The 26,595-nt window shown below is 53.9% G+C and carries 17 protein-coding genes and 1 pseudogene; 12 read left to right on the top strand and 6 right to left on the bottom strand.

What is annotated here, in order from left to right; translation table 11 throughout:
• Window positions 1-82 precede the first annotated feature (82 nt).
• The 7 genes and pseudogenes from ACYVC2_RS21875 to ACYVC2_RS21845 all read left to right on the top strand — a co-directional run bounded on the left by ACYVC2_RS21875 (window position 83) and on the right by ACYVC2_RS21845 (window position 10,805).
• On the top strand, window positions 83-1,117 hold the full coding sequence (locus tag ACYVC2_RS21875) for an acyl-CoA reductase (protein ID WP_461105716.1): 1,035 nt from the start codon (window positions 83-85) through the stop codon (window positions 1,115-1,117).
• A gap of 145 nt (window positions 1,118-1,262) precedes the next feature.
• Window positions 1,263-1,956, top strand: a pseudogene (locus ACYVC2_RS21870) (GMC family oxidoreductase); the annotation flags it as partial.
• Between the two features lie 228 nt (window positions 1,957-2,184).
• Window positions 2,185-3,789, top strand: coding sequence for an NAD(P)/FAD-dependent oxidoreductase (locus ACYVC2_RS21865; RefSeq protein ID WP_461105714.1), 1,605 nt, complete (start codon window positions 2,185-2,187; stop codon window positions 3,787-3,789).
• Between the two features lie 89 nt (window positions 3,790-3,878).
• On the top strand, window positions 3,879-4,526 hold the full coding sequence (locus ACYVC2_RS21860; protein WP_461107210.1) for an NUDIX hydrolase: 648 nt from the start codon (window positions 3,879-3,881) through the stop codon (window positions 4,524-4,526).
• Between the two features lie 570 nt (window positions 4,527-5,096).
• Window positions 5,097-6,239, top strand: a complete 1,143-nt coding sequence (locus ACYVC2_RS21855) for an efflux RND transporter periplasmic adaptor subunit (RefSeq protein ID WP_461105712.1) — start codon at window positions 5,097-5,099, stop codon at window positions 6,237-6,239.
• Window positions 6,240-6,303: 64 nt separating this feature from the next.
• Window positions 6,304-9,429, top strand: coding sequence for an efflux RND transporter permease subunit (locus tag ACYVC2_RS21850; protein WP_461105711.1), 3,126 nt, complete (start codon window positions 6,304-6,306; stop codon window positions 9,427-9,429).
• 194 nt (window positions 9,430-9,623) lie between these two features.
• A complete protein-coding gene (locus tag ACYVC2_RS21845; RefSeq protein WP_461105709.1) occupies window positions 9,624-10,805 on the top strand; it encodes a glycoside hydrolase family 88 protein in 1,182 nt (393 codons plus the stop codon).
• Window positions 10,806-10,867: 62 nt separating this feature from the next.
• Here the strand turns inward: ACYVC2_RS21845 and ACYVC2_RS21840 are convergent, their stop codons facing one another.
• Window positions 10,868-11,575, bottom strand: a complete 708-nt coding sequence (locus ACYVC2_RS21840) for an SGNH/GDSL hydrolase family protein (RefSeq protein WP_461105707.1) — start codon at window positions 11,573-11,575, stop codon at window positions 10,868-10,870.
• Between the two features lie 174 nt (window positions 11,576-11,749).
• Here ACYVC2_RS21840 and ACYVC2_RS21835 point away from each other — a divergent pair, with 174 nt between their 5' ends.
• Both ACYVC2_RS21835 and ACYVC2_RS21830 read left to right on the top strand, forming a co-directional pair.
• Window positions 11,750-12,352 (top strand): RNA polymerase sigma factor, encoded by a 603-nt coding sequence (locus ACYVC2_RS21835; RefSeq protein WP_461105705.1) that lies wholly within the window; start codon window positions 11,750-11,752, stop codon window positions 12,350-12,352.
• Window positions 12,342-14,135 (top strand): hypothetical protein, encoded by a 1,794-nt coding sequence (locus ACYVC2_RS21830; RefSeq protein ID WP_461105703.1) that lies wholly within the window; start codon window positions 12,342-12,344, stop codon window positions 14,133-14,135. Before ACYVC2_RS21835 ends, ACYVC2_RS21830 begins: the two co-directional genes overlap by 11 nt.
• A 72-nt stretch (window positions 14,136-14,207) precedes the next feature.
• On the opposite strand, the gene ACYVC2_RS21825 is transcribed toward ACYVC2_RS21830, so the two are convergent.
• The 5 genes from ACYVC2_RS21825 to ACYVC2_RS21805 all read right to left on the bottom strand — a co-directional run bounded on the left by ACYVC2_RS21825 (window position 14,208) and on the right by ACYVC2_RS21805 (window position 18,832).
• Window positions 14,208-15,527 (bottom strand): PQQ-dependent sugar dehydrogenase, encoded by a 1,320-nt coding sequence (locus ACYVC2_RS21825; protein ID WP_461105701.1) that lies wholly within the window; start codon window positions 15,525-15,527, stop codon window positions 14,208-14,210.
• A 91-nt stretch (window positions 15,528-15,618) separates the two neighbouring features.
• Window positions 15,619-15,984 (bottom strand): DUF3471 domain-containing protein, encoded by a 366-nt coding sequence (locus ACYVC2_RS21820; protein WP_461105699.1) that lies wholly within the window; start codon window positions 15,982-15,984, stop codon window positions 15,619-15,621.
• A 40-nt stretch (window positions 15,985-16,024) separates the two neighbouring features.
• On the bottom strand, window positions 16,025-16,444 hold the full coding sequence (locus tag ACYVC2_RS21815; protein WP_461105697.1) for a GNAT family N-acetyltransferase: 420 nt from the start codon (window positions 16,442-16,444) through the stop codon (window positions 16,025-16,027).
• Between the two features lie 65 nt (window positions 16,445-16,509).
• The gene (locus ACYVC2_RS21810; RefSeq protein WP_461105695.1) at window positions 16,510-17,487 is read right to left on the bottom strand and encodes a threonine ammonia-lyase; all 978 of its coding nucleotides are present in this window, start codon (window positions 17,485-17,487) and stop codon (window positions 16,510-16,512) included.
• 316 nt (window positions 17,488-17,803) lie between these two features.
• Window positions 17,804-18,832, bottom strand: coding sequence for a LacI family DNA-binding transcriptional regulator (locus ACYVC2_RS21805; RefSeq protein WP_461105693.1), 1,029 nt, complete (start codon window positions 18,830-18,832; stop codon window positions 17,804-17,806).
• Window positions 18,833-19,109: 277 nt separating this feature from the next.
• On the opposite strand from ACYVC2_RS21805, the gene ACYVC2_RS21800 reads away from it, so the two are divergent.
• The 3 genes from ACYVC2_RS21800 to ACYVC2_RS21790 all read left to right on the top strand — a co-directional run bounded on the left by ACYVC2_RS21800 (window position 19,110) and on the right by ACYVC2_RS21790 (window position 26,560).
• Window positions 19,110-22,154 carry a SusC/RagA family TonB-linked outer membrane protein gene (locus ACYVC2_RS21800; RefSeq protein WP_461105691.1) on the top strand — a complete coding sequence of 1,015 codons (3,045 nt, stop codon included), beginning with the start codon at window positions 19,110-19,112 and terminating at the stop codon, window positions 22,152-22,154.
• Window positions 22,155-22,291: 137 nt separating this feature from the next.
• Window positions 22,292-23,767 (top strand): RagB/SusD family nutrient uptake outer membrane protein, encoded by a 1,476-nt coding sequence (locus ACYVC2_RS21795; protein ID WP_461105689.1) that lies wholly within the window; start codon window positions 22,292-22,294, stop codon window positions 23,765-23,767.
• A 210-nt stretch (window positions 23,768-23,977) separates the two neighbouring features.
• Window positions 23,978-26,560, top strand: a complete 2,583-nt coding sequence (locus ACYVC2_RS21790) for a glycoside hydrolase family protein (RefSeq protein ID WP_461105687.1) — start codon at window positions 23,978-23,980, stop codon at window positions 26,558-26,560.
• The last annotated feature ends 35 nt before the right edge of the window (window positions 26,561-26,595 follow it).

Raw genomic sequence — 26,595 nt, 5'->3', positions numbered from 1 at the left:
AAATATAACTATTTAAAGGTTGGCAACAAACTAAAATTCGATTACATTAGTTGATGGGGTATTCCATTTGTTTATCCGATTCATGTTCCAATCTGAACGCCTGCAAACGTTCGCGGCCCTGGGCAACTTTCTGCGCTCAACCGACGCGCAAGCGGAATTGTCCGAAATCGCCCAGCGCGCTTATTACAAAAATAACTGGTTTACGCCCGATAACTCATTGACTGCCTTGCGGGCTATCGCCGACGAGTTTTTAACCCCCGAAAAGCTGGCCAGTTGGGCAAGCCAATACCCAGCCGAGCCGACTCAGCCCCGCACGATCGGGGTCGTTATGGCGGGCAACATCCCGGCCGTTGGTTTCCACGATCTGCTCTGCGTACTCATCAGCGGACATCGGCTGCTGGCAAAATTAAGTAGCCAGGATTTTGTACTTATCCACTATTTAATACAAAAATTAAAGGATATTAATCCGACTTTCGATAACCTGATTGAAGAAGCCGACCGGCTGAACAAAGCCGACGCTTACATTGCTACCGGGAGTGATAATACCGCCCGCTATTTTGAGTACTATTTCGCTAAAAAACCGCACATCATCCGGAAGAACCGGTCGTCGGTCGGCTTGCTGATGGGCGAAGAGAGTGACGACGAATTCAGAAAGCTGGAACACGACATTTCCGATTATTACGGGCTGGGATGCCGCAATGTTTCGACCTTGCTGGTTCCGGAGGGGGCTAACGGTGAAGCGTACGACTTCATTCCGCTGTTGCGTACGCTGGAACCTCAGGCGAAAATCTACCTGAACAACCATAAATACCAGAATAACTACGATTACAACAAATCGATTTACCTGATCAATGCCGTTCCTCACTTCGATAACGGATACCTGCTGCTAACCGAAAATGACGCCCTGGTCTCTCCTATTTCGGTTATTTATTACCACACCTATCGTACACTCGATGAGGCAACGGCCTGGCTCAATGAACGGGCCGATCGGATTCAGGTGGTGGCTTCTGCCCAGGGATGGCTGGCGGGTAGCATTCCGTTTGGTCAGACTCAGCGCCCCAGCCTGACCGACTATGCCGACGGGGTCGATACGATGGCTTTTCTGACCAGTCTTTGATACTGGTACGCCCGCTCGCTGCTCTTGTTCCGTTTTAGGAAGTAATTTCACCAAAACGACTTCATTAGTAAGTAGGGTTGGTTTTTTCAGGCCATGATGGCTTGGTTAATCCCGGAACTCTACGCTTAAACTGACCTTAGTAACCGTGGCCCACCCCGTAATCGACAGCCGAAAAGACCGCACCTACGACGCCATTGTGATTGGCTCCGGCATCAGCGAAGGCTGGGCGGCTAAAGGCCTCACTCAGAACGGGCTGCGGACGCTGTTGCTGGAACGGGGCCGCTCAGTGAATCATATTCCCGATTACCCGACGGCAACGCTGAACACTGGGGAACTCGAACACGGGGGTCAGGTACCGCTTTCGGTTTGTCAGGACTATTCGATCGCCAGCCGGAACTACGCCTTTCACGAAGACACGCTTCATTTTTTCGCCAAAGACAGCGAACAGCCTTATGCAGGATAAGCCGTTCGACCGCTCCGGCGGCCCGGTGGATGCATGGGTATCAAGTGGGCGGCCGCTTGCTTACCTGGGGGCGGCAAACGCAACGGTGGAGCGATTCCGATTTCGAGGGACCCGCCCGGGACGGTTTCGCGGTCGACTGGCCGATTCGGTATAAGGACCTAGCTCCCTGGTATAGTCAGGTCGAAAAATTTGTGGGCATAACCGGTGATAAAGACGGGCTGGCGACCCTACCCGATAGTGAGTTTCTCTCCCGCACGAGACGTGCGTCGAAGCGCACTTCAAAAAACAGATCGCTGCGCAGTATCGGGATCAACACGTAATCATCGGCCGGGCAGCTCACCTGACCCCGCCCCAACCGATTCATTACCGACGGGGCCTGCATGACTTCGACCAGTACGCAGAATCCATCCCTGACGTATATGGCTCTGACGGCCAGGACAACTGATTATGCCGTCCGGCAGATGGAAGCGCTCCGGTTGTAGTTAGCCACACAGGCAGCGAACCCAAACCCGTGCCTGCCTGTTAGTGGGTTAGGTGAGCTTCATTGAAGTTTACTTATTCAAAACCGGTTCAATGCAACCCTGCTTCGACAGGTCTTTTACCAATGATTCACCAACTTTCGCTGACGCTTGCGCCCGAACAGGCTTTTGACGACACCGCTTTTCGCAGTCTGGTGCTAACTCGTTTTGGCTTACCCGACGCCGATGAAGTCGTGGTGCGCAAACGACGCCAATCGATCGACGCCCGCAACCGGCAGGTACAGGTTCAGGTTGAAGCCGACGTATATGTCGGTGAGGCCCCGCCCCCCCTTATTCAGTATCGGAAACCTCTGGCCGATGTCAGCAAAGCACCCCAGGCCATCGTAGTAGGCGCTGGTCCCGCAGGCTTATTTGCGGCCCTGCGCCTGATCGAACTGGGAGTCAAACCAATTGTGCTGGAGCGGGGCAGCGATGTCCGTACGCGCCGTCGTGATCTGGCAGCCATCAACAAAGATCACGTCGTCAATCCCGAATCGAACTATTGCTTTGGTGAAGGCGGAGCTGGTACGTACTCAGACGGGAAGCTGTATACCCGTTCGACCAAACGAGGCAATGTCCGGCGAATTCTGGAAATATTTGTAGCCCACGGCGCTACGGAACAGATTCTGGTCGATGCCCACCCGCATATCGGCACCAACAAACTCCCGAATGTAGTGGCGGATCTACGTGCGAGCATCCTGGCCGCCGGGGGCGAAGTCCGGTTCGACACGAAAGTTACCGACCTGATTTTGAGCGGCCCGACCGCAAGTCCGAACGGCGTCGAAGGCGTTGTGTTAGCGACGGGCGAAACCTTGACTGGCCGGGGTGTCATTCTGGCCACAGGGCATTCGGCACGGGATATTTTTTATTTATTACACAACCGCAACATCCGGATTGAAGCCAAGCCTTTTGCCATGGGCGTCCGGATCGAGCATCAGCAACAGCTCATCGACCAGTTTCAGTACCATCGCCCGAATCGGGGCGATTATCTGCCGGCTGCCTCATATAGTTTGGTTGCCCAAACCCGTTTTAAGGGGGTAGATCGGGGCGTTTTTTCGTTTTGTATGTGTCCGGGCGGATTTATCGTTCCGGCCGCTACGGCCCCCGGCGAACTGGTTGTCAACGGTATGTCGCCCTCGCGTCGGGATTCGCTGTATGCCAACTCGGGCCTGGTTGTCGCCATCGACGATGCGGATCTCCGGCCATACGCCGATGCGGGTCCGCTGGCCGGTCTGGCCCTGCAACAGGATCTCGAACGCTGGGCGTACCGCATGGGAAACCACCGGGAGGCCGATGACTCGCAGACCGCCCCCGCTCAGCGCATCGTCGATTTCGTAGACGGCCGTGTGTCGAATGACCTGCTGCCGACCTCCTACCAGCCAGGGCTGGCTTCGGTCGATATGAACGACGTACTGCCCGACCACATTGCGCAACCGCTTCGGCAGGGACTGCGCGATTTCGGCCGAAAGATGCGCGGCTACCTGAGCAACGAAGGCCAGTTGATCGGGGTTGAAAGCCGTACGTCGTCGCCCGTGCGCATCCCACGGGATCGCGACACCTGCGAACACGTTCAGGTACGGCGGCTGTTTCCCTGTGCCGAGGGAGCGGGTTATGCGGGCGGTATCGTCTCCGCGGCCATGGACGGTGAACGTTGTGCGGAAGAATTAGTTAAGCTATATAGTCATTCATAGTCAGCAGTAGTCATTTCTGGTCATTGACCGTTCGTATTATGACTCTAAATGACTACTGCTGACTACGAATGACAATGAATGACCTGACCATGATCGACACCTCGTTCTATACCTTTACCGAAAACCTTCGCCTGCGGCTGCAGAAGCCGCTTCCGGGTGAAGTAGCGCATCAGAAAATGGCCTCGACGGCCCGGTATCGGCTTGGCATCAAACCCAACGAACGAACGCGCCGGAGCGCCGTGTTGATCTGCTTTTATCCCTACCAGCATTCCATTTTTCTCCCCCTGATTCTGCGCCCGCAGTACGATGGGGTTCATGCCGGACAAATGGCATTTCCGGGCGGACGGATGGAACGCATCGACGAAAACCTGACCCGCACGGCCCTACGGGAAGCCCAGGAAGAAGTGGGCATTCGGGTGTCGGATGTGAAAGTGCTGGGACTACTGACCGAGTTATTTATTCCACCCAGCAATTTTTACGTACAGCCCGTGGTAGGTATGCTGCCTTACCGACCCGATTTTTACCCCGACCCTCGGGAAGTTGAAGCCGTGGTGGAGGTGGATCTTACCAGACTGCTGGATGAAACAATTGTGGGCGACACGCAGATCAACGTTCGGGGAACGACTATCGACGCCCCATTTTATCAGATCGAACAATACCGGGTCTGGGGCGCCACCGCCATGATGATCAGCGAATTGCTGATGGTACTGGCCTTATCGGACAACACGTATCAATAGGCCCCATCGGAAGAGGAGGCTGGATGTCCGGCATGCCGGGCCGTAGCCGCATACGCTCGTCGGAACAGATATACCGGCCGTATTTAGTGAATACACGCCATAGGATTTCCCGTCCGAACGACTCTTACCATCATTCATCACATACTTTCCGCAGTGGCTCTTCAACGAGGGTCGATCCGCCCGACAGACCTCCTGGCAGGCTTTGCCCCTGATACATACCCGACGGCAATTAATTCTTTTTTAAAAGCGCTTAATTAGCAAATTAAGTAGTTCCTGTAAGTGGTTGAACCCGTAAAAAACTAAAGGTTTCTATGGGTTGAGTTATAGTTTGTTCATTACCACAGTTTATGACCAGGGGTTATTAAGAAAATCGGGTGAAACTGGGCTGGACGAATAAGGATTTTTACGGGCAAATAGCGCGGAAGAGCCCTTTTCGCAGGGCGACAAAAAGCATTCACAGTCAGGCAACTGCTGTTGATAAAGTCGCCAACATTAATAGCTTTGCATTTTGTAACAATAGCGGCTAATCGGCCGTTAACGTCTCTGGTTCTTTCTGCAAATAACTACTCTGTGAAAAGATGGATTGCTATCGGTCTCGTCGTTCTGGTTCTCGGCGGGATAATTGTGTACAACAAGGTGTTACACCCAGCTCCCGGTGCTTCGGCGGGCGGTTCAGGCGGGGGTGGAAAAGGTGGTGAAGGTAAAGACGGCAAAGGGGGGAAGGGCGGTCCGGGAGGGGGCGGTCCTACCAATGTCAATGCTTTCGTCGTGGTATCGCAGCGTCTTCAGGAAGACGTAATTTCCAGCGGTTCGCTGCTGGCTGCCGAACAGGTCGATATTTATCCTGAAATCTCGGCCCGCATTACGCAACTGAATATTCAGGAAGGTCAGCCCGTACAAAAAGGGGCATTGCTGGTAAAACTCTTCGACGCCGATCTGCGGGCGCAGCTTCAGAAGCTTCAGGCGCAGGCCGAAAATGCCCGGCGGACGGAAGAACGAAACAAACAACTGCTGGCACGGGGTGGCATCAGCCAGCAGGAGTATGACATCGCAACGACGAATCTACAATCGTCGCTGGCCGACATCGACCTGGTCAAAGCAAATCTGCAGCGCACCGAAATCCGGGCACCGTTTTCTGGAATAATCGGTCTGCGGAGTGTCAGTTCAGGCGCCGTTGTATCGCCCAGTACGCTCATCGCCCGGCTCCAACAGGTTGCATCGCTTAAGCTCGACTTTTCCATTCCCGAAAAATATGGTGCTTTTGTGCACAACGGGAGTACAATTTCGTTTTTAGTAGATGGAACCACAAAACTGGGGCAGGGGGTGGTCTATGCTATCGAGCCGGGGGTAGATGAGCAAACCCGTAACCTGCGTATCCGGGCTCGGGTCAACAACCAGTCGGCCCAGCTTCGGCCTGGAACGTTTGCCCGTGTAACCCTGGCCGTTCAGAACCAGCAGAGTCTGGTGGTTCCTACCCAGGCCGTCATTCCGCAGACCCGCACCAACCAGGTTGTGGTGGTCAAAAATGGCAAAGCGAAGTTCAAAGATGTAAAGACTGGCCTCCGTACGGCTGGGGTGATCCAGATTCTGTCGGGCCTTGAAAAAGGCGATACCGTTGCCACAACGGGTCTGCTGTTTTTAAAGCCCGATGCGCCGGTTAAAGTCAGCAAAGTTATACAGGTTCCCAACGGGCCGAAAGTAGCGAGTAATTAAATGGATTTCCGGGCCGAGTTCACGCGAGAGACCTAAACCGGCAACTATAAACTTCACACTCAACATGAGTCTACCCGAATTAAGCCTAACCCGGCCCGTATTTGCGATGGTGATGTCGATCGTCATCGTTTTATTCGGCGTCATTGGCTTCACGTTCCTGGGCGTGCGCGAGTACCCGGCTATCGATCCGCCGGTTATTTCGGTCCGAACCAGTTATACGGGGGCAAACCCCGAAATCATCGAGTCGCAGATTACCGAACCGATCGAAAAATCGCTGAACAGCATCGAAGGCATTCGGACCATCTCCTCGAACAGTTCGTTGGGGTCCAGCAACATCACGGTCGAATTCAATCTGGACGCCAACCTCGAACAGGCGGCCAACGACGTGCGCGACAAAGTGTCGCAGGCGCAACGCCAACTGCCTCAGGATATCGATGCGCCACCGGTGGTCACCAAAGCCGACGCCAACTCCGATCCGATCATCTTTATGAACGTTCAGAGTACCACCCGCAGCGCCACCCAGTTGTCGGATTACGTCGAGAACGTACTTCAGGAACGTCTGCAAACCATTCCGGGCGTCAGCCAGGCCAACGTTTACGGGCTTAAGCGCCAGGCCATGCGTCTGTGGATCGACCCGATCAAAATGTCGGCGTACCGGCTGACAGCCCAGGATATTCAGACAGCTCTGACTGCGCAAAACGTTGAGCTACCCGGCGGTAAAGTGTACGGTAACAACACCGAACTGACCGTAAAGGCGGTAGGCCGACTGACCACCGAAGATGATTTCAACAACCTCATTCTCCGGCAAACCAGTAATCAGATTGTCCGCTTCAAGGATGTGGGTTCTGCTATTCTGGGTGCCGAAAATGAAGAAACGACCTCTAAGCAGAACGGTACGGTTGGGGTAATCCTGGCGCTGATTCCGCAGCCGGGAGCCAACTACGTCACCATTGCCGATGAGTTCTACAAACGCTTCGATCAGCTCAAGAAAGACTTACCCGAAGACATCATTGCCTACGTCGGTACAGACCGTAGCGTGTTCATCCGGCGGGCCATCGAGGAAGTAGGCGAAACCCTGCTCATCTCCTTTGTGCTGGTTGTACTGGTCATCTACCTGTTCTTCCGCGACTGGCTCATTGCCTTCCGGCCACTGATCGATATTCCGGTCTCGCTGATCGGGGCTTTCTTCATCATGTACGTGGCCGACTTCAGTATCAACGTGTTAACCCTGCTCGGAATCGTGCTGGCGACGGGTCTGGTGGTGGATGACGGGATCGTAGTTACGGAAAACATCTTCAAGAAGGTAGAAGAGGGTATGGATACCGAACAGGCGGCCAAGGAAGGATCCAATGAGATTTTCTTCGCCGTCATATCTACCTCCATCACCCTGGCTATCGTATTCTTACCCATCATCTTCCTGCAGGGGTTTGTGGGACGTCTGTTCCGCGAATTCGGTATTGTGGTAGCCGGTGCCGTGTTGATATCGGCCTTCGTGTCGCTGACCCTGACACCGGTACTGAGCGTTAAGCTAACCAGCAAAAACCACGGGCGCTCCTGGTTTTACCGAAAAACCGAACCCTTTTTCGAATGGCTGGATAATTCGTATCGCAGTTCGCTCAACAGTTTCATGAAAAAGAAGCGCTGGGCGTTCGTTATGATAGCCGTCTCTCTGGCGGCTATCTTCGGGCTGGGTTCACAACTGAAATCGGAACTGGCTCCGCTGGAAGACCGCGGACGCACCCGAATCAGTATCACGTCGCCCGAAGGAACGAGCTTCGAAGCCCAATCGGTCCTGACAGACCGGGTACTCGATTTTGTACTGGATTCGATTCCGGAAAATAAACTTGCTTTCAGCGTCGTAGCTCCGGGTAATTCGGGGTCGGGCGCGGTGAACTCTTCGTTCGTGATGGTCAACATGACCGACCCGGCCGACCGGAAGCGGTCGCAGCAGGACATTGTCGATTACCTGACCAAAAACCTGAAAAAGTTTAGCGAAGCCCGCATGTTTGCCACCCAGGACCAAACGATTCAGGTTGGTCGGCAGGGCGGAGGGTTACCGGTCCAGTTCGTGATTCAGAACCTGAATTTCGAGAAGCTACGGGAGAAACTCCCCGCTTTTCTGGACGAAGTTCAGAAAGACCCGACTTTCCAGAACTCCGACGTCGATTTGAAATTCAATAAGCCGGAACTGAACATTACCATCGAGCGTGAAAAAGCCACTAACCTGGGTGTATCGGTGCAGGATGTGGCCCAGACCCTTCAGCTGGCCCTCAGTAACCGTCGGCTGGCTTACTTTCTGATGAACGGCAAACAGTATCAGGTCATCGGTCAGGTCGACCGGGGCGACCGCGATGAGCCTGTCGATCTGGCGTCGTTCTATGTCCGTTCAAACACCGGGCAACTCATCCAGCTCGACAACCTGGTTAAGTTTCAGGAAGTGAGTAGCCCCCCGCAGGTGTATCACTACAACCGATTCAAATCGGCAACGGTATCGGCGGGCCTGGCACCGGGTAAAACCATCGGCGACGGCGTAGCGGCCATGCAGGCCATTGCCGCCCGAACCCTCGACGAAACGTTCCAGACGGCCCTCTCGGGCCCTTCCCGCGACTACGCCGAAAGCTCCTCGAACACGCTGTTTGCCTTCGGTTTGGCGCTGATTCTAATCTATCTGGTCCTGGCGGCTCAGTTCGACTCGTTTATCGATCCGTTCATCATCATGATGACCGTTCCGCTAGCCCTGGCCGGTGCGGTGTTCTCACTCTGGATGTTCAATCAGACCCTGAATATTTTCAGCCAGATCGGTATTATCATGCTTGTGGGTCTGGTCACGAAAAACGGTATCCTGATCGTGGAGTTCGCCAACGAACAGCGGCTGACGGGCAAAAGCAAATTCGAAGCAGCTGTCGAATCGGCGGCCCTGCGGCTTCGCCCTATCCTGATGACGACCCTCGTAGCGGCTTTCGGTGCTTTACCGCTTGCAATGGCCCTCGGTTCGGCCTCCAAAAGCCGGGTACCGCTGGGTATCGTCATTGTGGGCGGGCTACTGTTCTCGCTGATCCTGACGCTCTACGTCGTGCCAGTCATTTACACCTACATGACGCGCCGGAAGGATGTCGAACAGCCTCATCAGCCCGAAATAAAACCAGCCACCGATCCGGCCCGGCCACAGGAAATGGAAGTGCATCTCTAAGTACCTTACCCATAAAACGCCGAAGCGGTGAATTTGCCCAGAGCAGGTTCACCGCTTCGGCGTTTTATGACCGCCCGAACCAGATCGGAAACCAGCCAGTAGCAGGGTATACGGTTAAAAATTCGCAGGTTTTTACTTAGCATTGCAGCAGGTCAAACGAAACAAAACGACTGCCCCCTCCTATCTTTCAATCGATGAAACATCTCCTTCCACTAATCCTCCTGTTTGTCAGTCAGTTATCGATCGCACAAAGACCTATCGACGTCGATAAAGAATTTGCCTTTGCGGCTCAACAGTACGAGCGCATGTTACAAACCCACCCTGATACGACCAAATTTCCGCAGTCGACCAATCCGGACGGTAGCCTCAAAAATATGCCCGCCGACTGGTGGTGCAGTGGTTTCTTCGGTGGGTCGCTCTGGTATCTATACGAGCGTACCAAAGCGCCCGTCTGGAAAGAAGCTGCTCAGAAGTGGACCATGGCGGTAGCCAAAGAACAGTACAATACCGGCACGCACGATCTGGGATTTATGCTTTACTGTCCTTTTGGGAATGGATACCGGCTAACCAAAAACACTGCGTATCCGCCGATCATGCTCACCGGCGCCAAGTCGCTGGCCACGCGCTTCGACCCCAAGGTAGGGGTTATCAAATCCTGGAATAAATTTCAGAACTACACATACCCCGTTATCATCGATAACATGATGAACCTGGAATTTCTGTTCTGGGCGGCAAAAACGTCGGGGAATAAGGATTTATACAACATTTGTGTGACTCATGCCGACAACACTATGAAAAACCATTACCGGCCTGACTACAGCAGCTACCACGTTGTTTGCTACAATCCCGATGGGACGGTGGCCGCGAAGAAAACAGCGCAGGGAGCCGCCGACAATTCGGCCTGGGCGCGCGGACAAGCCTGGGGATTATACGGGTATACGGTTATGTTCCGCGAAACGAAAGATCCGAAGTATTTGGCGCAGGCCCGGCACATCGCCGATTTTTACCTGAATCACCCCAACCTGCCTGCCGACAAAATTCCGTACTGGGATTTCAACGCGCCAAACATTCCGAACGAAGAGCGCGATGCTTCGGCAGGCGCGATTACAGCTTCGGCCTTGCTCGAGCTCTGTACCTACGGCGGGCCCTCAGCCAAAACCTATTACCAATCGGCGGTGAAGATGCTGGAGAGCCTGTCCAGCCCGGCTTACAAAGCGGATCTGGGCGAAAACAACAACTTCATTCTCAAGCACAGCGTGGGCCATAAACCCGGTAAAAGTGAGGTAGATACGCCCCTGATCTACGCTGATTATTATTATCTGGAAGCGTTGCTGCGCTATGATGCGCTACGAAAAAAGGCGGTATTTAAGTCCTAATACGGGTATAAGCAAAACAGGCGGGCACACAACCCGCCTGTTTTGCTTATACCCGTATTACTTCACTGAACATCCCGCCGGATGGACTGAATCGTCACGATGGTTGGAGCCGACTGATAAAAGTCGAACAGTTCACGTCCGAGTAACTCATGGCTCACGGCACTAAGTTGTTCGGGGTTATTAGGCAGAAAATATTCTTCCTTGGGTTGAATGACCGAATCGGTATCGAACACACTGAAGAGTTGTTCATCAGCTTCGCTCAGCAAAATAGCCCGGCTACGTTTGCCTACCCATCGGCTAAGCCAATCCTGCTTCGGCAACGGCGTCAGCAAGAGTACATTATGCCGGTAGGGCCGCAGCTGCCGCAGCAAATCTGCTACAGTTCTGACGCCATACAGCGGCCAAATCGTTGATAGAAGCGCGTTTCCGAAGGTTTTCAGCCGATGCCCCAACGTTGGCTGGCCAGATAGCGCGGTCGACCCGAGTGGATAGGGTAATATAGGCATAACCGCGTTCGTCTCCGACGCGGCAGCCCGCGCCGAGCGAAGCAGCTTATCATCGAACTGCAGGATAATCAGGTCGTACCGATTCAGCGGCAGCTGAGCCAGTGTCGATGCGAGTTGTGGTAGGGTCAGGTGAGCATAGGCTTCCATGGAAACATGCTGACCAGCCCGACTGATGAGACGGATAAAATGCCCTAGATAGCTTAATTTTCCTACTGGTAATCCGTAGCCATAGGTATGTTCGTCGCCAATCACTAACACCTTCATCGATAACCCAAACCGGGGTGAGTAAACCCGTTTTCTACCTTTACGTCGGCCTACGGGCAAATGTGGCAGTCGATAAAAAAATAAATAATAAACGGAAAGGCAAATGCAACGTTATACGTTGAGAGAGCGTAGTGTGTTTAGAATCAGAGGTGTTTACGTTAACCAGACCGAACTTTGTTTTTCCGAAAATCGTCTTCGTTCGCCGATAATGACCTGCTGAGTGTCATTCGGGCCTGCCGCGCCAACGACCCGCGAGCGCAGCGAACGCTGTTCAAACAGTTTTTTGGGTATGCCAAGAGTATTTGTCTGCGTTACACATCCAGTGCCGAAGAAGCAGAAGATGTACTGAACGAAGGGTTTTTAAAGGCTTTTCAGCACCTGGACAGTTATGATGAAACCTTACCGTTTAAAGCCTGGCTTCGCACCATTCTGGTCAACACCGCTATCAGTCATTACCGCAAAAACCACCGGATCGATCAGCACAGTTCGCTCGAAACCGGTGAGCAGGTAGCCGTTAGCGAAGATGTAGTCGACCAGATCGCGGCCGAAGAAATTCTGGCTCTTGTTCAACAGTTAAACCCAACGTATCGGACGGTATTTATGATGCACGTAGTGGATGGCTACAGCCTCCATGAGATCGCGGGCATCCTAAGCCATAACGAAGCCACGGTGCGCTCAAACTACGCCCGGGCCCGGCAGAAACTACAGCTACTCATCAAACAGGCATACATCGCTAAGACAGGCTCTACGGCCACAATTCCCTATCATGAAAACTGATCGATTTTCCGATATTATCCGACGAAAGCTGGAGAGTATTCGGCCGGAATTTACCGATAAAGACTGGGCGCGGATGCAGGAGACTCTTAAGAACGCCAATCTGTCTCAACCGACTCCCCCCCAGGCTAGCCATCCCTTTTCGGGCGGTGTCTGGTCCGGGCAGTCCTGGCTGCTGGCAGCCGCCACAGTCAGTACGGTTGTCCTGATTGCCTACAGTGTCTGGCAACGGCGAGAAATCAACACCCTACGCCAGACCATAGGGCAACTCCATCGGCAATCGGTAACCGCTCCAGCCCCAACGGCACCTAATCCGCAGTCACAGCAACAACCGCGATCGGACCTGGCTCATTCGGGCCAGCCAGTGCCGGCCACTCACTCACAGGGTGCCCCTTCGCCACCGAACCGGAACGACGGGCAGGCTGTTCGTCCGGATACGGTTTTCATCACCCGGTATCTACCCACTCCGTCGCCAGCTAAACCCGACAGGCAATCCGCAGAGCGCCTTAGTCAGCGGTCAGAGGAACCGAGAACCCAACCCTACGTAACTGACAATACGCATTCGGCCCCGGCAACGACGCGCCAACCATCCGTTCAGACAACTAACCCACAAGCAGAGACGTATGACGTATCCTCTACTCCTTCTGTTGCCCAAACTACTGAAAATACCCATGCGTCAGGCGTAATCGACAAAGCCAATACGCGTCCAACTGAGCCGGAAGGCATCCATAAATCTCCCGTTGACAGTGAATCGGGGATGGCTGGCAAATCCAGTACGGTTTCTAGCCAGAACAAAGGAATTCTGAGTCAGCGGCAGACCAGCCGTGGTCGGAACACGAAACGGGGTTATTCGGCTCCTTCCGGCCCGATCGAAACGGGCAATGCTGTGGCAGCTCATGATGCCCGGAAGACCACTGCTGAGGAAACGAACGCGGTTACTGGCACAACGCCCGATCAGTCAGCACTTTCGGCAACGCCAAGCGAAGTATCGGCTAATTTAGAGCTGGCGACAAGTTTGCCACTCAACGTCAGCACCAAAAACTGGAATGCCGCCCTGGCTCAGCAGGCTAGACGCATGCGGCCGGCGCGGCCAGCCGTTGTGGTTGTAGCGCAACCCGCTCAGACGGCCGCTCCCGAAAGCAAACGGGTTGCGCATCTGGCCCCGCGCATTCGTGCGGGTATTGGTGGCGAAATAGCGTCACACCTATGGAGTACCGGCATCTTTACGGAACTGTTGCTGGGTAAAAACTGGGTGGTCGGGGTTGGTTTGAGCAAGGCTACCTACACAAACAGGTTCTCGACGGATGACGATTTCAACGATCGTACGCAGCAGGATTTTCGCCGGGATTTTGCCCGCCCCATAGACAAGTGGCGCGACATAGTCAACATCGATACGCGGCAGGTGCGCTTACAGTTGCCCCTCAGCGTAGGATACCGCATTCCGCTGACGTCGTCGTTATCACTGCTACCCACTGCCAGTACGTATCTGAATCTGAGCAGTTCTGAAAATGTAACGTATTTCTGCCCTAAAATTCTGCCGCCGATTATTCCGCAGAAGTACCGCGGCTACGACGAAATCGATGTCCGCAACAGCCCGGCGGTGAGTGTCATGAACAATTTGGTTTTAGGCACTGGTATCGAATGGGAGAGCGGGCATCTGGTGTTGCAGGCCAGCCCGGTACTAAACATTCCGCTGCAGACCACCGGCCCAAATCAGCGGCCAAATCCAAGCTGGCAGGAAAACACAACCCTTGGTGCCCGTGCCAGGGTCCTGTTTCAGTTTTAGTAAAAGTGGCTAGCAGCCAGTAACCAATTATGGTTCACCAGCTGCTAGCCACTTTTTACTATCGGTTGACCACTAACTTTTTTTGGCTGCTACCCGCCAGATTCGTCCGGCGGCATCGTCGGCCACCAGCATCGCTCCATCCGGTAGTACCGTCACGCCAACCGGACGCCCATACACATCTTTGTTATTCCCCGCCAGAAAGCCGGTCAGAAAATCTTCGGGTTTACCGGGTTTACCATCCGTAAACGGCACAAACATGACTTTGTAGCCCGCCAGTTGCGAACGGTTCCAGGAGCCATGCTGACCGATGAAAGCGCCGTTGCGGTACTTTTCAGGAAAAGCAGTTTTATCGTAAAAAGCCAGTCCGAGCGAAGCCGTGTGCGATTCCAACGGAACATCGGGGACAAGGGCTTTTTTGACCAGATCCGGGCGTTCGCCCTTCCGGCGTGGGTCTTCGTTCTGCCCATAGTACGAATAGGGCCAGCCGTAAAAAGCGCCTTCTTTCACACTGGTCAAATAGTCGGGAACCAGTTCATCGCCCAGTTCGTCGCGTTCGTTCACCGCCGTATACAGCATCTTTGTGGTAGGTTGCCAACCCATCCCTACCGGGTTTCGTAAGCCACTGGCATAAATCCGTTCGCCTGAACCATCAGGATTTATTTCCAGGATGTTTGCCCGGCGCAGTTCATTTTCCGGGCCGTGTTCACCCACATTGCTGCCCGACCCAACCGATACATAGATTTTTTTGCCGTCGGGGCTGGCCAGCAGGTTGCGCGTCCAGTGGTTGTTATAGCCGCCTTTAGGCAGGTCCAGAATTTTTTTTCCGGGGGTCAGTATTTTCGTCTGGCCTGGCTTATAGTCATACCGCATCAACGCGTTCGTATTGGCTGCGTAGAAATGATCGCCTAGTACCAGCATGCCAAAGGGTTGCTCCAGTCCCGTCAGGAACGTTTCTTTCAGATCAGGCTTTCCGTCGTTGTTCGTGTCGCGGTAGAGCGTAATCCGGTTGGCGCTGGAACCGGAAGGCTGTGATTTACTTTTGCCCGATACGGCGTTGACCACCTTATCCTTGACGCCGGTCTTCTCGGTGTTGGCTTCGGCAACAAAAATGTCGCCGTTGGGGCCTACATATATCCAGCGAGGACTTTGCAGGTCGCGGGCAAACTCCGTAACGGTAAAGCCATCGGGTGCCTGAGGAGTTTTGCCCGATGGCCAGCCAAGCACGTTACTGAAGTTCGAGGTCGATTTGGTGGCGTAGGGCGCGGGCAGGTCGATGGTTGTATCGGCCGTCGTCACCGCTTCTTCCGTCTGATTCGCTTCTTTTTTCTGGCTACAGGCCAGCAGGATGACCGACAGGATAGCCGCTGTCAGTACAGAATAGCTTGTATTCATCGTTGAGTTGTTGTGTTTATAGGCTTTACAAGGCCAGTTGTTGCGGCCCTCGGTCAGCGTCTACTACTCAACTCAACGAGCAATTATTTAGTTATGGATTATCTTTTTTAGCCGCCAGTTCAGACCCCTGGATTGCCATGCTAAAACCCGTTACGGCTTTGCTACCCGCTTCCCGAATGAACGTAAGGACCGATCCATACGAACTGGTCGACTTGAACGTATCGGCTTTATCCTGCTTAAGGAGCTTGTTTTTACCGTAATCGTCGGCTGCGCCGTACAGCTCGCCCTTCTCGACCGTAACGGTGTATTTGTGAATTGGGCTGTCGCTGGCAAAGGAGTAGGAACCAGCATAGGCTTTCAGAGCCGTCGAGTCGGTAGCGGACGCCGTCTGAGCGTAGCTGACACTAGCGAATGCAGCCAGGCCGCAGGTCAATAGCGTAGTCAGAAAAATTTTCATGGTTCGGTAAGGTTTTAGGATTTGCTTTACGCAGAGCGCGTTACAAGGTACGCGAAAATCGGGCATATGGAATCGGTCCTTTGTAAAATACGTCGCTGACAGCTTCCATGCCAAACCGGCGGTAAAAGTCAGCGGCATCCAGCCGGGCATCGCACCAGAGCGTCGTCGCCCCTAACTGCCGGGCTTCGGCGATGACGTGATTTAAAAGTTGCGTGCCAATCCCCTGCCGTTGCTGATCCGGACGGGCAGCAAACTTTCGAAACCGGGCTTCCTGCCCATTGACAAACAACGAGATCACGGCAACGATCTCCTCATTCAGAAAAGCACCGACGTGGTAACCCTCCGCATCATTGTCGACTTTAACGTATTCATAGGGCTTATCAGGCCAAAGCACCGCGTGCCGAAGCGGGTACGTTTGCTCCGGCTCGACAGAGCGAATCACGATATTGGATCTTGTCATAATCTATTTAGATTCAACACTGAGCACAGAGAAAAACAATATACTCTGTGCTCAGTGTCGAATCCCTAAAAAGGCAGTTTTCCCAAATCGACGTTGCCGCCGGTAATGATGATACCGATTTTCTGACCAGCAAACTGGTCTTTGTGCTTCAGGACAGCAGCCAGCGGCACCGCCGACGAAGGTTCAATGATGATCTTCATGCGCTCCCAGACCAACCGCATCGCGGCCGTAATTTCCGCATCCGACACGGTCAGAATGTCGGTGACGTGCGCCTTAATGATAGCCAGAGTCCGTTCGCTGAGCGTTGTCATGAGTCCATCCGCAATGGTTTTGATGTAAGGAGCTTTCTCCACCTGTCCGCTGCGGAACGACAGAATAGCATCGGCGGCCCCTTCTGGCTCCCCTGCCACCACGCGCGTTTCGGGCGACAGATAATGTGTCGTCAGAGCGGTTCCGCTTAACAAGCCTCCACCACCTACCGGCGCCATGATGGTGTCGAATGGTCCGGGCCGGCGTTCCGGTTCGGTTCCGTATTTCTCCATTCCGGCGTCTTCGATCAGCTCTTTAGTCGCTGTCGCTTGCCCGGCAATCACGCGGTCATCATCAAACGGGTGCACCAGCACAGCACCCGTCCGTTCGATCACCTCACGCACACCGGCTTCGCGGGCTTCCAGTGTCGGTTCGCACTCGATCACGTCGGCGCCATAACCCAGCACGGCCTCTTTCTTAACCTGCGGTGCGGTCCTCGGCATGACGATGTAGGCGGGCAGGCCTACCTGCCGCGCAGCAAACGCTACGGCCTGTGCGTGGTTACCCGACGAATGGGTCGTGATGGCTTTCCCTTCGTGGTTGGCAACCACCTGCAGAATGGCATTGAGTCCTCCCCGCGCTTTGAACGCCCCTATTTTCTGGAAGTTTTCGCATTTGAAAAACACCTCTGCCCCTACCCGATCATTGATCGTATGATTTGTCATGACCGGTGTGCGGTGAATATAGGGCCGAATTCGGTCGTGGGCCTCCTGAATGGTATTGAATGAGATCATGTAATCTGTCCTGAAGCGAATAGCGGCAAATTACAAAGAAAATAGGCGAGGACCTTCTTTTGGGCGAAGACGGTCATTAGGTCTTCCAAAGGCAGACGGCTACTTCGTTTATTGATTTCGACAGGGCTTCAGGAATAACTGTCCTGCTATCACCAACTTAGCCTAATGGCACCACCCATCGATTTAGGTGAAACGCTAATTTTGGCTAACTGAACGAAAGGTTAGGATTTGGAAAGTAAACCACAAAAACGCCAATGCGATGCATGTCAGGGTTTCGAACTGTGGCATGCATCGCATTGGCGTTTGGCGTTAGCGCCTAATTTTTCTGCTTTTGGGTCGAGCCGCGGATGACCAGGTGCGTCGGTAACACCACTGTTTTTGCTACTGCGTCCACATCACGGCCGGTGAGTTGCTCGACTAGCAGCCGGGCGGCCTGCTGGCCAATTTCGTCGACCGGTTGCACCACTGTCGTCAGGCCCGGTTCGACGAGGGCCGCCAGTGGATCGTTACTGAACCCGACAACCGCGACATCGTCGGGCACCCGCAGGCCCCGACTTTTAATAACCGTCAGGGCTTCAATCGCTGTGGGGTCGTTGATGGCAAATAACGCATCGGGCGGATTGGGTAAGTTCAGGAGGTGATTGACATAAATATTCGCTTTTTCCAGCGTCAGATCGTAGGAGATAACCAGATCCGGCTCGATCGGCAGCCCGTGTTTCAACAGCGCATCGCGGTAGCCGTTCAGGCGATTTCGGCTGTTGGGCAGGGTACTTGGTCCGGCCAGATGCGCAATGCGCCGACGGCCGATCTGGATCAGGTGTTCGACGGCTTCAAAGGCGCCGGCATAATCATCGACGACTACCTTAGGCACGTCCATGTCTTCACATACCCGGTTGAAGAACACCACCGGAATCCCCTGCCGCTGAAACTGTTGGAAATGATCGAAGTTGCGGGTTTCTTTCGTATGCGACACGATCAATCCGTCGACCCGGCTGGCTAGCAGTGCCCGTGCGTTGGTCACCTCTGTTTCGTACGACTCATTCGAATGGCAGATGACCACATTATAGCCTGACTCGGCCAAAGCTTCCTGCGCGCCAATAATCACTTTCGGGAAGAAATACGAGATAAACTCGGGCACCATAATCCCGATGGTATGCGTCTGATTGGTCAGCAGCGAAATCGCGACCTGGTTGCGCTGGTAGTTCAGTTGCTCAGCCAGTTCAAGCACCCGTCGGCGAGTATCGGCGTTCACATGCGGGTGTCCTGTCAGCGCGCGTGACACAGTTGCGTTAGATAAATGTAGCTGCCTGGCTATATCAACAATGGTCGTCTGATGTGAACGCACTTTTTGTATTATTTCTTTAAAAGAGCTTCCCAACCGAAAAATTACCCGTAAATATCATCAAAAAATTGGAAACGTTTCCAGTATTTGTTGGAAACGTTTCCAATAAAAAAATTAAAATATATCTTGCCAAAAGCTGATTTACAGGCTATTTTCAATCATACTATACGATTACAGGCTCTTACCTCTTTACAGACGCCTGCTCCTCGCCGGAGATGGTATACATTGATTACCCATACTCACAATTCACAATATTGTACTATTCCTTAAAATCAACCCCATGAAAAAACCATTACAAATGCTCGTTTTCATTAGTTTACTCCTGCTACAGGCAGGAGCGAATGTAATGGCCCAAACGAGTTCTGTCAGTGGACGCATTACGGGCTCCGACGGGGCTCCTTTACCGGGCGTGAGTGTTGTTCTGAAAAACACCCAGCGCGGTACGACCACCAATGCCGAAGGTCGTTACACGCTGCCGAATGTAGCCGCCAGCACTGTTCTAACGATCTCGTACATTGGGTACGTTACCCAGGAAGTTGCCGTCGGCAATCGCACAACCATCGATGCCGTGCTGCAAACCGACGACCGCTCGCTAAATGAAGTCGTCGTCGTCGGCTACGGTACGCAACGCAAGATCGAAACGACGGGGGCCATTGCCTCGGTCAAATCGGCCGAGCTGGTGCAAACGCCCGTTGCCAACGTAGCACAGGGCCTCCAGGCACGGGTATCGGGGGTGCAGGTGACGCAAAACACCGGCGCTCCAGGCGGTAATATCAGCGTCCGGATTCGGGGAACGAATTCCATCAATGGCAACTCCGAACCGCTGTATGTGATCGATGGAATTCAGATCTCAAATAGCAGTCCGACTGACGGGGTCACGACAGTCAGCCCGCTCTCGACCATCAACCCGAACGACATCGAGTCGGTTGAAATCCTGAAAGATGCTTCGGCTTCGGCCATTTACGGTTCACGAGCCGCAAACGGGGTTGTGCTGATCACGACCAAGCGAGGCAAAACGGGCGCCACACGCGTTACGTTCGACAGTTATTATGGGGTCCAGAAAGTAAACAAAACCCTGCCCGTGCTGAACGCGGCACAGTTTGCGCAACTGGAAAACGAAGTGTTCAAAAACAACTATTACCCTAACCCGACCTCACTGGGCGAAGGCGTTAACTGGCAGAACATCATCTTCCGCGAAGCGCCCATTCAGAACCATCAGTTGTCGGTCAATGGCGGGAATGAAAAAACACAGCTGGCCCTCTCGCTCAACTATTTCAACCAGCAGGGTATCATTATCAATTCGGGCTTTCAGCGGTATTCACTTCGGCTCAACGTCGACCACCGCATCAGCGACCGGGTGAAAATTGGTACGAGTATTCTAGGCAGTTACGCCGTAAACCAGGGCGTTACGACGGGGTCTCAGACAGTCGGTGATGCGGATGTCGTCACGGGATCCATTTTGGGAGCGGCTCTGGGCGCTCCTCCGACATTGCAACCGTACCGGACGGACGGGTCGATTTTTCCGTTCGGTGAGCAGGCTAATGGTCAATACCGGGAAGTCGTCAATCCATTGAATTTTAGTGCCGTCTTAAACCAGACAGCCTTGCGCCGTACGCTGGCAAACTTATATGGCGAAGCGCTGCTGCTGCCAGGGCTTACCTACCGAGCTTCGTTCAACGTCGATCTCCAAAGCAGCCTGCGAGATACCTACTCGCCCCGTTCCATCGTCAGCCGAACCGACCTCAACGACAACTCCGGTTCCGGTGCGAAAGCCAATACGAACAACGTCGCGCTGCTGCACGAAAGCATACTGACGTATAGCCACATCTTTGCACAGCATCATTCGTTTAAAGCGACCGGCGTTTTTGCGACGCAGTCGGAACTGGCCAACTCCAACAGCATCAGCGCGACTGGTTTCCCGAACGACGCTACGCAAAATGAAGCGATTCAACTGGCCCTGACCCGGACGGTCAACAGCAACCGAACCCGCCAACGACTCGACTCGTACCTGGCCCGGATCAACTACGGATTCAAAGACAAATATTTCCTGGACCTGACCGCCCGCGTCGACGGCTCAAGCAAGTTCGGGGCGAATCATAAGTACGGTCTGTTTCCGGCAGCGTCGGCTGGCTGGCGGATCATTGAGGAACCCTTCGCCAAAAACCTCCGCTGGCTGTCGGATTTGAAACTGCGGGCCAGCTATGGCATTACCGGAAACGCAGGTGGAATCAACCCGTATCAGTCGCTGGCAACGGTTTCCGCACCGAATCCGGGCAGCGATTATAACATCAACCATACGTATCAGATTGGAATCAATCCGTCGGGCATCGCCAATCCCGACCTACGCTGGGAGCGCTCGGCGCAGACCGACATTGGCCTCGACATCGGCTTTTTGAACAACCGCATCAGCCTTATCGCGGATGTGTACGAGAAGACCACCAAAGACCTGCTTTATGTAAAAACGCTGCCACTCAGCTCAGGCTACGGCACGATTACGGGCAACTTTGCCTCGCTGCAGAACCGGGGGCTCGAACTGGCCGTCAACGCCCGGGTGCTGGACGGGGCACTGAAATGGAATGTGTCGGGCAACATAACCTTTAACCGCAACAAAGTGCTGGATCTGGACGGGGGCACCACGCAGGAGCGGTTCATCACGGCCTATACGATTCTGAAAGTGGGGAGCCCGCTGGGTCTGTTTAAAACGTACGTATTCGACGGCATCAACCAGACCGGTGAGACGATTCTGCCGGGCTACGACGGTCGGCTGGGCGGTCAGAAGGTAAAAGACGTGAACGGCGACGGTACAATTTCGGCGGCCGATCAGGTCATCACGGGCAACCCCAATCCGAATTTCATTTACGGTTTCTCGACGAGCCTGTCGTATAAGCACTTCGATGTCAACGCCTTCCTGTCGGGTTCGCAGGGTAACGACATTTACAACGCCAGCCGCCTTTCGTTCGAAAACCCACTGGGTCAGCGAAACATGCTGGCGGGGCTCGTCGACCGCTGGTCAGCCACGAATCCGAACAACCAGTACGTGAGCGGTTTTCAGGGCGGGCGTTTGCCGGTAACGAATTATGTGGTGGAAAATGGTTCTTACCTGCGCTGCAAGAACGTAACGCTGGGATATACCCTGCCTCGTATAAAAGGGATTCAGCAGATACGGGTGTATGTAAGCGCCAACAACCTCTTTACGATCACCAACTACAGCGGCTTCGATCCGGAAGTCAACACCTACGCGGGTTCGAACACGACCATTGGCGTCGACAACCTCGTCTATCCACAAGCCCGGTCGTATCTGGGTGGTTTACAGGTCACTTTCTAAACCGGGATTTATGTGATTTAACTGACTGACTTTGTTTTTGTCAAAAGCTTTCGCAGAAAGCATCTTAAATCAACGTCAGTCAATAAAATCAGAATAATCCTGCCGGGCCGCCGATGCGGTTCTGACAACTTACTCTCATGAAAACGAAACTAATTCCTATACTCACGGCTTTTTGCCTGGCTTCCTGCCAGTTAGACGAAACCATTTACTCGTCCATCTACACCGAAGCGTTCTACAAAACCGCTGCCGATGCCGAAAAGGGACTCATTGCCGCCTATGACCCACTGGCCGATATGTACAGCGGACCGGCTATGACGCTCGTGCCCGACTTCAGCGACGACCAGACCTACCCACGGGGTGTGGTCGGCCGGAACACGCTGACGCTCTTCACGTACGATGTCAACTACACGGTTCAGAAGAGCAACTCCCGAACCAACGAATCGCCCCAGCAAATCTGGATTTCGGGCTACGACGGCATCGAGAAAGCCAACTGGATCATTGCCAAAGTGCCTGGCGCTACGATGGACGAAACTCGGAAAAAGCAGATCATCGGCGAAGCGTACTTCCTGCGGGCGTTCTACGAATGGGCACTGACCAAAAACTTTGGCGACGTGCCCATCAAAACCACGCCCAGCTACTCGCAGACCGACGCCATTGTGGGTAAAAGCGCCCGGGCAGATGTGTACAAACAGATTTACAGCGATTTAGACCAGGCTTTCAACGCCGGACTTCCCTCCTACCCGACAGTCGATAAAGGCCGGCCATCCAAAGAAGTCGTCAACGCGCTCTACGCCAAAGCGGCTTTGTATAACGAAGACTGGGCCAAAGCGCTGGAAAAGGCACAGGCGGTGATTACCTCCGGAAAATATTCGCTCCTGCCCGACGTGCGCAACGTGTACAAATACGACCAGGAAGATGCCGCCCGCATCGAGAATATGTGGGCATATGAAGCAGACCCGTTCTCGCCCGGCCGGTCGCACCAGCTTACCGGTCTGTGCGGCCCCGCCGGAAGTGCCGGACCAGAATACGGCAAAACCACTTTCGGGTCGATGTTTGCTTACATGTCGTTCTATAAGTCGTTCAACCCAGTCGACAAACGGCGGCAGTTGCTGGATACGAACTACGTGGATAAGAGCGGGAAAATCGTAGCGCAGAAAAACATCACACCGATAACAACCGATGGGGTATTGATCAAAAAATACCAGGACCCGGTTTCGACGGTCGGGTTGATTCCGAATATTCCGATCTTCCGGCTGGCGGATATGTACCTGATTGCGGCCGAAGCCGAAGCACGACTGAACGGTCCAACGACAACAGCTTATGGGTATATCAACGTGGTTCGGAAACGGGCGGGGCTACCCGATCTGCAAACCGGCCTGAGCAAAGACGCATTCATTGATGCTGTGATTCAGGAACGCGCCTGGGAATTTTTTGCCGAAGGTGACCGCTGGTATGACCTGACCCGGACGGGCAAATACCTGACCGTGATTCCGAAAGCGGTCAACAGCGTTTACCCGACCCGGTCGGTGCAGGCCAAGAACAAATATTTCCCGATTCCGCAGGATGAACTATACGCGAATCCGAAGCTGGATCAGAACCCAGACTGGAAGTAAAAAAACAGAACGCAGGTGGCGCAGAGTGTTATCATGCGTTTTTGTCATTCCGACGAAGGAGGAATCTTAAACTCTCCTACAGGCGCCCTTAAGATTCCTCCTTCGTCGGAATGACAAAAAATGATGTGGCCAACAGCACTTTTCGAAAGTATCCGCACCGTCTGCGTTCTATCGGTATGAACAAGTTCACGAGTCAAAACTGATCGTTTAATGCCTTTTATCAGGAAACATACGCTTGCGTTTCTATTCGGGCTGCTCGCACTGACTAGCTACGCCCAGTCCAGTCAACCACTGTCACTGGCCAATGAGCGCATCAAAGTCAATTGGAAACAGACGGCTAAAGGCTGGACCGTCGCGCAGGTAGCCGTGCGAAAAGGGAATCAGTGGGTTAGTCTGCCCGCGCCTTCGGGAGAAAATACCTTGCTGTATGCTGCCGACAAGCCTTCCGATAAGCCGGATACTACCTTTCGGTCGATAACCGGCGAAGAATTTCCGGGACCGAAATACCATTATCAGCAAACCCAATGGGCCGAAAGCACGAACCCGGTTTCGCTCAACAAAGCGGGACAGGCACTGTATTTCTTTCCGAAAGTAGGCAAACGGACCGGAACGAATAGCGTGAGCTTTCAGGAGGAAACCGCCGTCGGGACGATTCGGACCGACTGGACGATCGACCCGAAATTCCCGACGGATATTCTGGTCAAGCAGACCATCATCCCGAAAAAAGACGGGTATTTTTCGCTGGCCAGCCCAACCCTGACCACCACCTCCGAACCGAATCTGGCCTGGGCCACGGTGCCGGGTTATTTCCAGGGCAATGCCTTCCAGAAAAATTTCGCGCTGGCGTATGCCTACGGGCACGGCATCCCGACCATTCCGGCCGTTTACCGCGAACGCTGCGCCAGTACGCTCTGCCCGATGATCACGACGAAGGCCGGGGTGACGATCGCCGTTATTCCCGAACCGGGTCTGGCCCGCGATCCGTGGGCGAAGGATAAGAGCACCCAGATCGACTGGAACATCGGCCTGTCGCACATGAACCGCAAAGCGCAACTGTCGCCGACGCTTTATTTCCCGGTACTGGGCGAACCCAAATCGGCGCTCAAAGCCGGCGAATCCGTTAGCTACTCGTTTCGGTATAGCCTGATCGACGGCGACTGGTTTAAGACGCTGAATCACGCGGTCTACGACATTTATCAGTTCCGGGAAACCCTGGCGCTACGGCAGAGCAAACAGTCGCTGACCGACCGGATCGAGAAAATGCACCACTACCTGACCAATCCGAAAACGTCGTTGTGGAACATCGAGGAGTTCGACGGTAAGAAAATCGGAGCACAGTCGTACCTGGGCGGGGTCGTTGGCTCCAACAAAGACGCCATGAAAAACTCCGACTACGGGGCCATGTGGATGCTCGCCAACGCGACGAAAGACCCGGACCTGACTCAAAACGTACTGCCGTATGCGCTGAATTTTAAGCTCGTTCAGCAGCAAACCAGCGACGGCTTTTTCAAGGGAGCGGCCGTAGGTCAGTATTATCTGGCGAAGTCTAAAAAGTTTGTGGAAGAATGGGGTGAGGTCGTTGAGCCCATTGCCCTGACGTATTACACCATGCTCGACGTGGGCAACATGCTCCTCTTCGAGCCGACCAATGCCGAATTGAAAGAGCGACTGCGGCTGGGTGCCGACCGGCTGCTGACCTGGCAGAAACCCGACGGTCACTGGGCGGTTGCCTACGACCGGCATACCGAGCAGGAAGCGTTCAAAGATATTCAGGATGTCCGCCCAACGTTTTACGGGCTGATCGTTGCGTATCGGTTGTTGAACGATCCGAAATACCTGGCCGCTGCCCGCAAAGGAGCCGACTGGTTTCTCAAAAACGCCATCGCCACGGGAAGCTTTCTGGGCGTATGTGGCGACGCCCGCTACGCGCCCGACTTCGCTACAGGACAGTCGGCTCAGGCGCTGCTCGATCTGTATGATCTGACAAAAGATAATCGCTACAAAGAAGCCGCCATTACAGCTGCCAAAATTTACACGACTTCGATCTACACCCATCCAATCGCTAATCACGATCAGAAAACGGTCAACGGCACCCCCCGTGAAGACTGGGAAATCAGCCAGACGGGGCTGAGTTTCGAGCACGGCGGCATTTTCGGCTCGGCCAACCGCGCGGGTCCGATTCAGTTATGCAGCCACGCGGGTATGTTTATCCGGCTGTACGGGCTGACGAAAGAACCGATTTTTGCGGATATGGCCCGCGCCGGAGCCATCGGTCGCGATGCGTTTGTGGAGCCGAAGACCAGCGTCGCATCCTATTACTGGAACGCCATGAACCGGGGATCAGGTCCGTATCCGCACCATGCCTGGTGGCAGATTGGCTGGCTGACAGATTACCTGATGGCCGAAGCCGAACTGCGGTCGGGCGGGAACGTGTCGTTTCCGCGCGGGTTTGTGACCCCGAAAGTTGGACCGCACCAAACGTATGGCTTTGCGCCCGGAACGATCTACGGTGAAAAAGCAACGCTGCTGATTCAGGAAGGGCTGGTTCAACCCGAAAAACCCGTCATCGATTACCTGCTGGCGCAGTCTCCGCAGAAAAACCGGCTTTATGTGGTGTTGCAAAACAACCGCTCGCAGGCGACTGAATCGGCCATAAAAATCAACCCGGCCACGCTGGGCAAACAGATTAAGTCGATCAAACGGTTGACTACGAACCAGGCCGTTTCACCCGAATCTATTTTTGTAAATCTGCCTGGCTTTGGTCAGGAAGTACTGGCCGTTGAGTTGCAATAAAGCCGTAGCACGTTGTAGCGCGGATGGTCGGCCGC

It is taken from the genome of Spirosoma koreense, from assembly GCF_054777875.1.
Note: the sequence above shows the minus strand (reverse complement) of the source record. Positions and strands in the feature narration are given on the sequence as shown.

Coding starts and splice junctions, on each gene's coding strand:
- ACYVC2_RS21850 (WP_461105711.1), top strand. CDS start 6,304: ATGAGTCTACCCGAATTAAGCCTAACCCGGCCCGTATTTGCGATGGTG.
- ACYVC2_RS21865 (WP_461105714.1), top strand. CDS start 2,185: ATGATTCACCAACTTTCGCTGACGCTTGCGCCCGAACAGGCTTTTGAC.
- ACYVC2_RS21860 (WP_461107210.1), top strand. CDS start 3,879: ATGATCGACACCTCGTTCTATACCTTTACCGAAAACCTTCGCCTGCGG.
- ACYVC2_RS21790 (WP_461105687.1), top strand. CDS start 23,978: ATGCCTTTTATCAGGAAACATACGCTTGCGTTTCTATTCGGGCTGCTC.
- ACYVC2_RS21815 (WP_461105697.1), bottom strand. CDS start 16,444: ATGACAAGATCCAATATCGTGATTCGCTCTGTCGAGCCGGAGCAAACG.
- ACYVC2_RS21830 (WP_461105703.1), top strand. CDS start 12,342: ATGAAAACTGATCGATTTTCCGATATTATCCGACGAAAGCTGGAGAGT.
- ACYVC2_RS21795 (WP_461105689.1), top strand. CDS start 22,292: ATGAAAACGAAACTAATTCCTATACTCACGGCTTTTTGCCTGGCTTCC.
- ACYVC2_RS21825 (WP_461105701.1), bottom strand. CDS start 15,527: ATGAATACAAGCTATTCTGTACTGACAGCGGCTATCCTGTCGGTCATC.
- ACYVC2_RS21875 (WP_461105716.1), top strand. CDS start 83: ATGTTCCAATCTGAACGCCTGCAAACGTTCGCGGCCCTGGGCAACTTT.
- ACYVC2_RS21820 (WP_461105699.1), bottom strand. CDS start 15,984: ATGAAAATTTTTCTGACTACGCTATTGACCTGCGGCCTGGCTGCATTC.
- ACYVC2_RS21845 (WP_461105709.1), top strand. CDS start 9,624: ATGAAACATCTCCTTCCACTAATCCTCCTGTTTGTCAGTCAGTTATCG.
- ACYVC2_RS21800 (WP_461105691.1), top strand. CDS start 19,110: ATGAAAAAACCATTACAAATGCTCGTTTTCATTAGTTTACTCCTGCTA.
- ACYVC2_RS21810 (WP_461105695.1), bottom strand. CDS start 17,487: ATGATCTCATTCAATACCATTCAGGAGGCCCACGACCGAATTCGGCCC.
- ACYVC2_RS21840 (WP_461105707.1), bottom strand. CDS start 11,575: ATGAAGGTGTTAGTGATTGGCGACGAACATACCTATGGCTACGGATTA.